This is a genomic window from Janibacter sp. RAF52 (assembly GCF_052114035.1).
Taxonomy (GTDB): domain Bacteria; phylum Actinomycetota; class Actinomycetes; order Actinomycetales; family Dermatophilaceae; genus Janibacter; species Janibacter hoylei.
In genome coordinates, this window is record NZ_JBFRDY010000002.1 from 349928 (window position 1) to 361186 (window position 11259).

The window sequence follows — 11259 nt, forward strand, 5'->3', positions numbered from 1 at the left end:
ATGAGCACGAGGATCGACGGTCGGGCCGGGTGGATCGAGGTCACCCGGGATGGGCTGCACCTGCTCGCGAAGGGCGACGCCTCCCTCGCCGAGCGTGTCGAGGCCGCCCTCGGGTCGGCCGGCGGCGACGACCTCGTCGATGTCGTGACCGACGAGCTGACGACGGGCGGCGTGCGTCGCACGCCCGACTTCGCCCTCGTCGACGAGACCTCCGGCCGGGTCCTCGTGCGCGGCACCGCGTCGGTGACCGTCACCGGGGCCGAGGGGACCCGCACGGTCCTGGCGCCCGCCCGTGGACCGTGGACCGACGAGGACCTCGAGGGCGGCTCGGACGAGGTGGTGCTCGCCACGGGTGAGCCCGAGCCCGTCGCCGCCGCGCCTGACGTCGAGGAGCCGGCTGCCGAGGAGCCCGTCGACGACGCGCCCGTTGCTGACGAGCCGGCTGCCGAGCAGCCGGCCTCCGACGCACCCGCGCCGGAGGCTCCGGAGCAGGCAGCGGCGCCTGAGGCCCCCGGCTGGGCGATCCCCTCCGTCTTCGCCGCGGAAGCGACCTCGGCCCAGGAGCCGTCCCAGCAGGAGCCGGTCGAGGAGGGGCGGGTCGTCGAGAGCCCGGCCCCCGAGGCCCAGGACCTCGTCGAGCCCGAGCCCCAGTCAACGGCGCCCACCGACGACGCTCCGGCGGCCGCGACGGCCCCCGGCGCCCCGGCCGAGGACGAGGAGGAGCTGCCGAGCTTCGACTTCCTCTTCGGCAACACCCAGCACCACCGCAGCTCGCTGCTGGCGGCCATGGAGGAGGACGAGTCCAAGCAGGCCCCGATCGACTCCGGTCCGGTCGCCGCCGCCGGTGGCTACCAGCCCTCGGACAACCCGGCCAATGCCACCCTCGCCCCGCCCTCTGAGGAGGACGAGCTCGACGGACCGGCAGAGCCGGTGGGCCCGACCGTCGGCGAGCTGCCGGGTGGCCTGCCCCCGTTGCCGGGGAGCGCTCCCTTCGCCGCCGGCGACAGTGACACCTCGGGTGACGGCATCGGCTACCCGGCCGAGGAGGAGCCGGGCGCAGGCACCGGGTACCCGGCCGCGCCCGCGGCGGAGGCCGCCGATGAGCAGGTCCCGAGCCACAGGGGCCAGGACGAGCCCACGGACGAGGAGCCGGCAGCCGCCGCTCCCATCCCGGCCGCGGCCCGGGCGGCCGTCCCGGCGGCGCCGAGCGGTGTCATGGCCGCCCGCGACACCGCGACGGGTCGTGAGCCCGGGGGTGGTCGGCCGCAGTTCGTCGACGGCCACCTGGTGGGGTCGCGGGTGCCCGAGGCAGCCGCCGAGCCGTCGAGTGCGCCGGTGCACAGCGGCCCGGGTGCCGCCCCCGTCGACAGCGGTCCGGCCGCAGCAGCAGCTCCGACGGCCCCCGGGACCTCCGCCCCGGAGGCCTCCGACGGGCTGATCTCCTCCGTGCCCTGGGCCGGTGACGGTGGCGCCCCCGCGGGCGGACCGGCCGGCCCCAACCCCGGGGTGCCGGGCCTGCCCTTCGGCCTGCCGGGCCCGCCGACCCCCGACCAGGGGGCTGCCGTCCAGCCCGAGCCGACGTCGACGGGGGGCGAGCAGCCCGGCGCCGCCGAGCCCATGGTCCTCGCGGTGCGCTGCTCCGTCGGTCATCTCAACGCGCCCCACGCCACTCGCTGCCGGGTGTGCGGGCAGGACCTGCCGAGCCAGCAGCCCGAGCAGACCGCCCGTCCGGCCCTCGGTCACCTGCGGTTGTCGACCGGCGACGTCGTCACGCTCGACCGTGGGGTGCTCATCGGACGCGCGCCGCGCGCAGACGTCACCGGCCCGCGCACGCCGCACCTCGTGCGCATCTCCAGTCCCGACAACGAGATCTCACGCAACCACGTCGAGGTCGTGCTCGACGGCTGGCACGTGCTCGTCCGTGACCTCGGCTCGACCAACGGCACGACCGTGGCGCTGCCCGGGTCCTCGCCGGTGCGGGTGCGCCCCGGCGACCAGCAGACGATCGAGCCGGGTACGACGATCACCCTCGCCGACCAGGTCTCGATGGTCTTCGAGGTCACGGGATGATGCCTGAGTGAGCAGCACGTTGCCGCCCGACCTCGAAGGGCTCGACTACGTCCAGCCGCTCGGCTCGGGCGGCTACGCCGACGTCTTCCTCTACGAGCAGCAGATGCCGCGGATGAAGGTCGCGGTCAAGGTCCTCAAGACCGAGGGCCTGACGCCGACGATCCAGCAGCAGTTCATCGACGAGGCCAACACGATGGCCCAGCTCGCGGACCACCCGTACATCGTCCAGGTCTTCCGTGCGGGGACGAGCGACGACGGGCGCCCCTTCCTCGTCATGAAGTACTACCCGCCGCCCAACCTCGCCCAGCGGGCGCGGACGGCGCGCTTCTCGGTCGAGGAGGTGCTGCGCACCGGCATCCAGCTGGCGAGCGCCGTCGAGACCGCGCACCGGGCCGGGGTCATCCACCGCGACATCAAGCCGGCCAACGTGCTCGTCAGCCAGTACGGCTCGCCCGGCCTGACCGACTTCGGCATCGCCGGGCGCGGTGGTGCCCTCGAGGAGCTCGACGAGGACCTCGGGGTCTCGATCCCGTGGGCCCCGCCGGAGGTCCTCTTCGGCCACAGCAACGGTGACGCGCGCGCCGACGTGTACGCCCTGTCGGCGACCCTGTGGCAGCTGCTCGTCGGGCGGTCCCCCTTCGAGGTGCCGGGCGGGGACAACTCGGCCCTGGAGCTCATGCCCCGCATCCGGTCCAACCCGCCGCCGAGCACCGGCCGGGCCGACGTGCCCCAGTCCCTCGAGCGGCTCCTCGCCCAGGCGATGAGCAAGAACCCGCTGGCGCGACCCGCCAGCGCGATCGAGTTCGCCCGCAGCCTCCAGCAGATCGAGCAGGAGGAGCGCTTCTCCCGCACGGCCATCGTCGTCCTCGACGAGCTCGGGCACAGCGGGGACTCCGGCCGCCTGCCGGGGCAGACGCAGGACCGCACCCAGCTGCGGGCCTCGTCGGGGTCCACCCCCCGCCCCACGACGGGTGCCCCGCCGCCGCCGCTCGGCCAGCCGGTCATCGGTGGGCAGCTGAGTGGAGGACGCAGCATCGGGCACTCCGGGCCGGTGCCGATCGCGGACGGCGTCGTCGCCCGCGCAGGTGACCCGGCGCCCTCCGGGCCGCGTCCGGACCACGCGTCCGGGCCGCGACCTCCGCAGTCCTCCGGCCCCCGCCCGCCGTACGCGCCGGGCCCCCAGCCCGCGCAGAGCTCCGGCCCCCGTCCACCACAGGCCTCGGGCCCGCGCCCACTGCAGTCACCGCCGGGTGGTCCCGGTGGTGGGCCCCGGCACGGGTCCGGCGCGCCACGACGGCCCGGCCCGCGACGCTGGGTGCCGATCGTCGCCGGCGCCTGCGGCTTCCTCCTCATCGTCGGGATCATCGGTACGGCGCTCGCCCTCAACGGTGGGAGCGAGGGCACGCAGACGTCCGGCACGGGCGGTGCGACCGGGGGCTCGCTCGACAGCGCCCCGACCTTCACGATGCAGGTCGAGGACTCGCAGCTCGTCTACACGATCGACTACCCCAACTACCAAGAGGGCGACCGCTACCTCGTCAAGGCGGCCCTGTCCGAGGACGTCATCGACAAGGCGACGGCCTACGGCGTCTCCGAGATCGACACGACCACCGGGACGGGGACCTTCTCGCAGGAGTTCGGGTCGGCCAGTCGCCAGTGCGCGCGCGTGCGCGTCCAGCGCGGCGAGGACTACTCGCCGTGGAGCGAGACGAAGTGCGCGGACAAGTGAGCACCCGTCCCCGCACCACCCCGCCGCCTCCCGTCCCCGAGCCCCCGAAGAAGGGGATCGAAGTCGGCCTCGTGCCGCTCATCGCGAGCATCGTCGGCGTCCTGCTCGTGTGCGGCGCGATCGGTGCCGTCCTGTGGGTGACCCGCGACGGGGCCGACCCGCCGCCGACGACGAAGGTCGACCCGACCCAGCCGACGGGTGCGCTCTCCGGTGCACCCGACCTGTCGGTCCGGCTCGACGGGGAGACGATGGTCTTCACCTTCGCCTACCCGGGCCTGCAGGATGGGGACTACTTCTACATCCGCACCGGTGAGGATCCCGACCGGGTGACGGGGACCCCGGTCCGCGTCGACAGCACGGAGCACCGGCTCGGGGTCTCCCCGGGGGTGCAGCAGTGCGCGACGGTCCAGGTCGTGCGAGGCTCCCAGCGGTCCGGGTGGTCACAGGTGCAGTGCGAGACGGTGAGGAACTCATGAGTGACAGCGTGGTGACGGTGGACTTCTGCGGGGAGCTCCACGAGGCGCCGAAGGACGGGACGCTGACGATCGGCCGGGAGGGCGATGTCGAGATCGACGACAACCCCTTCCTCCACCGGCACTTCCTCCAGGTGACCCACGAGGGCGGCTGGTGGTGGCTGACCAACATCGGCTCGACCCTCACCGCGACCGTGGCCGACAAGAAGGGCCTCTTCCAGGCGTGGCTCAACCCGGGGGCACGGATCCCCCTGGCCTTCGAGCGGGTCACCGTGTGGTTCACGGCCGGCCCCACGACCTACGACTTCGACGTCCTCGTGGCCAACCCGGGCTTCGTCTCGATCGACAACGACGTGCTCGTGCCGCAGTCGGGCGGGGAGACGACCGTCGGTCGGGTCTCGCTGACGCCGGACCAGAAGCTCCTCGTCGTCGCCCTGTGCGAGGACTTCCTGCGGCGTGACGGGGCCGGGCAGGGGACCATCCCGAGCTCGGCCGCGGCGGCCGAGCGGCTGGGGTGGAAGGTCACGAAGTTCAACCGCAAGCTCGACAACGTCTGCCAGAAGCTCGCCGACGCGGGCATCCGCGGTCTCCACGGTGGCCCGGGCAAGCTCGCCAGCAACCGCAAGTCACGGCTCGTCGAGCACGCGCTGTCGACCCGCGTGGTGACCGACGCCGACCTGGTGCTCCTCGACGACGGCTCCTCCGAGGAGGACTGACCGGGGGATGAGCGTGCAGGGGCAGGGGGCGGCCGAGGGGACCGCCGAGACCGCGGGCCGTCGTCGGCCCGTCTGGCTCACCGCCGTCTCGGGGGCCGTGGTCTCGGTGCTCGTCGTGGTGCTCGGGATCCTCGCCGTGCGTGCCGACGGTGAGCCGGTCCACGACGTCGCCCTCTCCGACGGCGGGATCTGGGTCTCGGGCGGCAGCACCGGCTACTGGGGTCGGGTCAACACCGGCGCCCACGGTCTCGACCTCGTCATCGGGGGTGGCAAGGCCGTCTCGGGCGCGAAGGGAGAGGCGCCGCCGGACATCCTCCAGGACGGCCGCAACGTCGTCGCCGTGACGAGCGACCGCCGTCTCGTCGGCATCGACTCGCGGTCGGGCGAGCCGCTCGAGGGCGAGGTGGAGCTGCCGAAGCCCACCTACGTCACGGGTGTCGACTACGCCAAGCCCGACCTCGTCGGTCTCCGCGGCAACACCCTGGCCGTCGTCGACCACGACACCGGGCGGGTCTGGGCCAAGCGCCTCGACCCGAAGGGGGGCACCCCGGTCGCGGACCTCATGGACACCGGTGAGCTCACCACCGTCGGGCCCAATGCGTCGGTGACGGTCGACGTCGACGGGGACGTCATGGCGGTGTCCGCGGAGTCGGGCACGGTCGTGGAGATCGCCGCCGAGGGCGACGGCTTCGGGTCGCCCGAGCGAAGCGACCTCGGCTTCAACGGGCGGGCCGCGGACATCACTGCGGTCGGCGACGCGTGGGTCGTCCTCGACCTCGAGAAGGGGGAGGTCCACGCCGAGGGCCTCGAGCAGCCGCAGGCGCTGCCGGGGGAGACGCAGGACCAGGCCGGCGTCACCCTCGTCATGGCGACCCTCCAGCAGGCCGGCCCGAGCAACGAGGTCGTCGCCTTCCAGACCCGCGACGAGGCCGGCTACGTGCGGATCGTGGAGGGAGCCGAGTCGTCCACGGAGAACGGGGTGACCTCCGGTCTCGCCGATGAGGAGGCGCAGGCGCGCTACCAGCGCATCTCCCGGCCGACGATCAACGGAGACTGCCTCTACGCGGCCTGGGGCGACGGCGACACCGTGCGCTGGGGCTCCGCCTGCGGTCAGGCGAGCTCGCCCACGACCGAGCTGCCCGTCTCCGGTACCTTTTCGCGCCGCTACCCGGTCGCCGTGCGGCACGACCGGGGTCAGCTGCTGCTCAACGACCTCGACACCGGTCGCGTCTACGACCTGACCCTGCCGGGAGAGGTGCGGATCGACACGTGGCCCGCCGAGTCGGCGGGCTCGACCCCCCGGGTGTGGGACCCGATGTCGAGCAGCGCCTCCCCGTCGAGCACCAGTCGACCGAAGCCGTCGAAGACCTCGACGTCGGCGAAGAAGAAGACGACGAAGAAGAAGGGCTCGGGCGCCAAGAGCCCGACCTCGACGTCCACCAAGAAATCCGGATGAGGAAGCAGGAACGATGAGCGTCTCCCAGGAGCAGGCCGGGTGGTTCAGCCAGGCCTTCCAGCAGATGGTCGGCAACATCGACCATGTCGTCCTCGGCAAGCAGCACGTGGTGCGCCTGGCCCTCACCTGCCTGCTCTCCGAGGGCCACCTCCTCCTCGAGGACTACCCGGGGACGGGCAAGACGCAGCTGGCCAGGGCGCTGGCCGCGACGGTCCAGGGCACCAACAGCCGCATCCAGTTCACCCCGGACCTGCTGCCCAGCGATGTCACCGGCGTGACGATCTACGACCAGCAGAGCAAGCGCTTCGACCTGCACAAGGGGCCGGTCTTCGCCTCGATCGTCCTCGCCGACGAGATCAACCGGGCCTCGCCCAAGACGCAGTCGGCGCTCCTCGAGGTCATGGAGGAGGGCCGGGTGACGATCGACGGGACGACCCACGAGGTCGGCGCGCCCTTCATGGTCGTCGCGACGCAGAACCCCATCGAGCAGGCGGGCACCTATCGCCTGCCGGAGGCCCAGCTCGACCGCTTCCTCATGAAGACCTCGCTCGGCTACCCCGACCACGAGGCGACGGTCGCCGTGCTCGCCGACGCCGCTCGTCGTGACCGGGCTCGCGGTCTGCGCCCGGTCGTCACGACGAAGGTCGTGGGTGACATGGCCAAGCTCGCGGACCAGGTGCACGTCGACGCGGCGATCCTCGCCTACGTCTCCCGGATCGCGGAGGAGACGCGGCGTCACCCCAACGTGCGCCTCGGTCTGTCGGTGCGTGGCTGCCTGGCCTTCGTGCGCTGCGCCAAGACCTGGGCGCTCAGCCAGGGTCGGACGCACGTCGTGCCCGACGACATCAAGATGCTCGCCGAGCCCGTCATGAGCCACCGCCTGCTGCTGTCCGCCGAGGCGGAGTTCGCGGGTGTCCGCGTGGGTGACGTCATCGGCCGCGTGCTCGGCGAGGTCGCCCCGCCGACCGAGCGCGTCGCCTGACCCGCAGCCCTCGATGACGACCGGACTGCCGACCCCGCCGCCCGACGCCCCTCGTGGGCGCGGTCGCGTCCGCGCGCCCGATACCCCGGCGACCCCCACGGGCCCGTCGGAGCACGAGGCCCGGCTCCAGCAGATGGCGGAGTCGTCGAAGCTGCGTGCCACCGGCGCCCGCCGCACCGTCACCCTGCCCGGTGCGTCGGTCGTCGCGGCCGGCCAAGGCGCGGGCCGGGCGGTCCGCTCCGGTGTCGCGGCGACGGACGAGCGGGTCCGCCGCACGTGGTTCGGCGGTCGGCTGGACTGGGTCACCCCGCTCGGCTGGACCCTGCTCGCGCTCGGCGCCGTGCTGTGGGTGCTCGGCGCGGTCCTCGGGTGGGTCGAGCTCACGATCATGGCGGCGACCCTCCTCACCCTCGTCGCGGTGTGCGTGCTGGTCTCGCTCGGTCGTCACAAGGCGGACGTCACGCTCGTCGTCGAACCGGTCCGGGCGGAGATCGGCGACCTGGCGCAGGGCCACGTCGTCCTCACCAATGCCTCGCGGCGCACGATGCTCCCTTCGCTCGTGCGGCTGCCGGTCGGTGACCACGACGAGCTGATCCCCGTGCCGCTGCTGCGCAGGGGGGCACAGCACCGCATCTCCTTCCCCATCGCGACGTCGCGCCGCGGGGCCGTCCCCGTGGGGCCGCCGACGACCGTCGTCGGTGACCCGCTCGGCATCACCCGCCGGACCGCGACCTTCGGCGAGCAGCAGATCATGCACGTGCACCCGCGGCGGATTGCGCTCGAGTCCGGTGCCCACGGCCTGCTGCGTGACCTCGAGGGCGAGGCGACGCCCGAGCTGTCGATGGCGGACATCTCCTTCCACGCGCTGCGCGAGTACGAGCCGGGCGACGACCGTCGCCACATCCACTGGCGCTCCTCGGCCAAGCACGGCCAGCTCTTCGTGCGCCAGTTCCAGGAGACGCGTCGGTCGCACCTGGGTGTCGTCGTCGACACCGACCCGGCGATGTACACCGACGGCGAAGGGGACGTGGAGACGGCCATCGCCGTGGCGGCCTCCCTCATGGTCCAGTCGATCAAGGACGAGCAGGAGGCGACGGTCGTGTGCCGCGACGGGCTCGCCTCGCGCACGACGGTCCCGCTGGTCCTCGACACCCTGACGACGGCGACCCTCGGTCGGGTCGACCTCGTCCGGTCGGCCCGGGTCGTCGTCCAGCACGCCCCGGACTCGTCGGTCGCCGTGCTGTGCACCGGCCCGGCGCGGGCCTTCCTCGAGATCCAGCAGTGCCTCGGCGAGTTCGAGACCGAGGTGCACAAGGTCGCCGTCATCGTCGACCCGACGGCCAGTGCGACCGTGCGTCGGGTGCGCGGTCTCACGGTCGTCACCCTCGCCGAGCTCGGCGACCTCACCGACGTCGTCACGGGACTGGTGCCGGCATGAGCCTCGTGGGTGCCCCCAAGCCGGGGATGATCAAGCCCCAGCAGACGACGGGCGAAAAGGTGCGCGCGACCCTCGGCCGGATGCGGCCGGGTGCCGCCCACTGGGTCGACACCGTCTTCACCATCGCCCTCGTCGCGTGCGCGCTCGTCGGGCTGCGCACGGTGGTCTTCGGCTGGGAGTGGTGGCAGGCCGCTGCCGCGGGTGTCCTGCTCGGGCTCGTGCTCGGGCACATCCAGGGCACCTACCGGTGGCCCCTCGTCGCGACGACCGCGCTCGGCGCGGTCCTCTACTTCCTCCTCGGCGGGCCGCTCGCCGTCCGCGACGACGTGAAGTGGGGCTTCCTGCCCACGGGGACGACCTTCCGCGACCTGCTCGCGGGGCCGACCCGCGGCTGGATGGACCTGCTGACCCTCGTGCCGCCCGTGGACGCCCGGGGCCACGTCCTCGCCGTTCCCTTCTTCCTCGCGCTCGTCGGCACCGCGACGACCTATGCGACCGCCCGCGTGACCCGCTCGCGGCTGCGGCTGGGGCTGGCTCCCTTCGTCCTCCTCGCGGTGACGATCGCCTTGGGCACGACCGCTCCGGCGTCCCCCTGGGTGCAGGGTCTGGTCTTCGTCCTCCTCCTCGTCGCGTGGTGCGTCGCCCGTGACCACCTCGACCCGGAGGTCGGCATCGCCCGCCCGGGGGCCCGTCGCCCGGCGCTGTCGCGCGTCGTCGCGGGGGCCGTCCTGCTCGGCGTCGCCGCGCTCGTCGGCGGGCTCCTCGGCCCGCACCTGCCGGGCAGCGGTGGTGAGCGGCAGGTCGTGCGCACCGATGTCGTGCCGGGCCACGACACCAATGTCCTGGCCTCGCCGCTCTCGCGGTACCGCGAGTTCACGGCGACGAGCCCGACGGGCCTCTACGACCGTCAGCTGCTCCAGGTCGACGGTGTACCGGCGACGACGCCGATGCGACTGGCCACGCTCGACACGTGGGACGGGTCGACGTGGGGCATCGCCGGCCGTGGCTCCGAGCGGGCCGACGCCGGCCGCTCCTTCCAGCAGTTCGGCCGCCGGGTCGGCGTGCTCGCCAGCGACGACACGACGCAGGTCAAGGTGACCGTCCCGGAGGGTGGCTACACCGGGTCGTGGGTGCTCACGACCGGTCGGGTCGAGGGCATCGAGTTCCTCGACGACACGCAGGAGCGGCTCGAGGGCCAGGCCTGGCTCAACCTCAGCACCAACACCGTGCTCGTGCCGCCGGCGATCCGCCCGGGCGATGGCTACGAGGTGCGCACCGAGCTCCCGCCGAAGGGGGCCGGTGCCCTCCCCGAGTCCCTGCCCGTGGCCTCGGGCAGCATGCCGATCTCGGGCGACGCCTCCTTCGTCGACGGGCGCATCGCGGCCTGGAAGGGGGACGCCACCGACCGCTGGGGGCAGTTCCGCAACATCGCGGCGACCCTGCGCGAGGAGGGCACCTACACGGACGGGACGCCGGCGACGGGTGACCACGTGCCCTCGGACGACGACCTCGCGGCGCAGACGCAGCGCTTCCCCGCCGGGCACGGCCTCGGGCGTCTCGACGCCTTCCTCAACTCCGACCCGCTCGCCGGCAACGACGAGCAGTACGCCTCGACGCTGGGCCTCATCGGCAACCGGCTGGGCATCCCGACCCGGGTCGTCGTCGGGGCGACCGCGACCGACGACGGCGTCATCCGCGGCCGTGACATCCACGCCTGGGTGGAGGTCCAGCAGGCCGACGGCAGCTGGTTCCAGGTGCTGCCGCAGACCTTCATCCCCGACATGGCCGAGCAGGCGACCCCTGCCGACACCGACACGACGCCGTGGGAGGCGCCGGCCGTCGAGCCGCCCCCGCCGCCGCCCCCGCCGCCACCGCCCCCGCCGGAGCCGGTCGTCGACTGGTCCGCGCCGTCGACGTGGCCCCTGTGGGCCCAGCTCCTCGGGGTCTTCGTCGGCATCCCGCTCCTCCTGCTGCTCCTCACCCCGCTCCTCACGGCCGTGCGTCGGGCCGTCCGGCTGCGTCGCGGCACGCCCGACCGCAGGGTCGGTCGCGCGTGGAACGACCTCGTCGAGGAGGCGAGGGTCCTCGGCCGCACGCTCCCGGCCGGCGGTACCCGCATCGAGCAGGCTCGGGCCCTCGGGCCCGCCGTCGACGCGGTGCCCGCGGCGATGCGGGCCGATGCCCTCGTCTTCGGCGAGGCGCCGCCCCAGCCGGCCGAGGTCACCGCGTGGCAGGCCGAGCTGCGCCGGGTGCGCCGTCGGCTGCGGCGCGCGGCTCCCTTCGTCACCCGGGTCCGCACGATCTTCGACCCGCGCCCGCTGTTGTCCCGCCAGGAGGACATCGGGCTCCACGACCACACCACCGCCCCCTCCCGGAAGGCGCTCCGATGAAGCTG

8 protein-coding genes are annotated in these 11259 nt (G+C 73.6%); all 8 read left to right on the plus strand.

Annotated elements, in window-relative coordinates:
* The 8 genes from AB4Y78_RS04200 to AB4Y78_RS04235 are packed head-to-tail and all read left to right on the plus strand — an operon-like array spanning position 1 to position 11254.
* Complete coding sequence (locus tag AB4Y78_RS04200) at positions 1-2070, plus strand: FHA domain-containing protein (protein WP_441714027.1); 2070 nt, start codon at positions 1-3, stop codon at positions 2068-2070.
* A gap of 7 nt (positions 2071-2077) precedes the next feature.
* Positions 2078-3799 (plus strand): protein kinase domain-containing protein, encoded by a 1722-nt coding sequence (locus AB4Y78_RS04205; RefSeq protein WP_441714025.1) that lies wholly within the window; start codon positions 2078-2080, stop codon positions 3797-3799.
* A complete protein-coding gene (locus tag AB4Y78_RS04210) occupies positions 3796-4275 on the plus strand; it encodes a hypothetical protein (RefSeq protein WP_441714023.1) in 480 nt (159 codons plus the stop codon). Before AB4Y78_RS04205 ends, AB4Y78_RS04210 begins: the two co-directional genes overlap by 4 nt.
* Entirely contained in the window at positions 4272-4988 is a 717-nt protein-coding gene (locus AB4Y78_RS04215) for a hypothetical protein (RefSeq protein WP_441714021.1), read from the plus strand. The genes AB4Y78_RS04210 and AB4Y78_RS04215 overlap by 4 nt, the downstream gene beginning before the upstream one ends.
* A 7-nt stretch (positions 4989-4995) precedes the next feature.
* The gene (locus tag AB4Y78_RS04220) at positions 4996-6444 is read left to right on the plus strand and encodes a hypothetical protein (RefSeq protein ID WP_441714019.1); all 1449 of its coding nucleotides are present in this window, start codon (positions 4996-4998) and stop codon (positions 6442-6444) included.
* A gap of 13 nt (positions 6445-6457) precedes the next feature.
* Entirely contained in the window at positions 6458-7426 is a 969-nt protein-coding gene (locus AB4Y78_RS04225; RefSeq protein ID WP_282071997.1) for an AAA family ATPase, read from the plus strand.
* A 13-nt stretch (positions 7427-7439) separates the two neighbouring features.
* Positions 7440-8864: a DUF58 domain-containing protein gene (locus tag AB4Y78_RS04230; RefSeq protein ID WP_282071996.1), complete on the plus strand. Its 1425-nt coding sequence runs from the start codon at positions 7440-7442 to the stop codon at positions 8862-8864.
* Positions 8861-11254, plus strand: a complete 2394-nt coding sequence (locus AB4Y78_RS04235) for a DUF3488 and transglutaminase-like domain-containing protein (protein ID WP_441714016.1) — start codon at positions 8861-8863, stop codon at positions 11252-11254. Before AB4Y78_RS04230 ends, AB4Y78_RS04235 begins: the two co-directional genes overlap by 4 nt.
* The last annotated feature ends 5 nt before the right edge of the window (positions 11255-11259 follow it).

Excerpts from the sequence above, each read along its gene's own strand:
- AB4Y78_RS04200 (WP_441714027.1), top strand. The coding sequence starts at position 1 with ATGAGCACGAGGATCGACGGTCGGGCCGGGTGGATCGAGGTCACCCGG.
- AB4Y78_RS04215 (WP_441714021.1), top strand. The coding sequence starts at position 4,272 with ATGAGTGACAGCGTGGTGACGGTGGACTTCTGCGGGGAGCTCCACGAG.
- AB4Y78_RS04220 (WP_441714019.1), top strand. The coding sequence starts at position 4,996 with ATGAGCGTGCAGGGGCAGGGGGCGGCCGAGGGGACCGCCGAGACCGCG.
- AB4Y78_RS04225 (WP_282071997.1), top strand. The coding sequence starts at position 6,458 with ATGAGCGTCTCCCAGGAGCAGGCCGGGTGGTTCAGCCAGGCCTTCCAG.
- AB4Y78_RS04230 (WP_282071996.1), top strand. The coding sequence starts at position 7,440 with ATGACGACCGGACTGCCGACCCCGCCGCCCGACGCCCCTCGTGGGCGC.
- AB4Y78_RS04235 (WP_441714016.1), top strand. The coding sequence starts at position 8,861 with ATGAGCCTCGTGGGTGCCCCCAAGCCGGGGATGATCAAGCCCCAGCAG.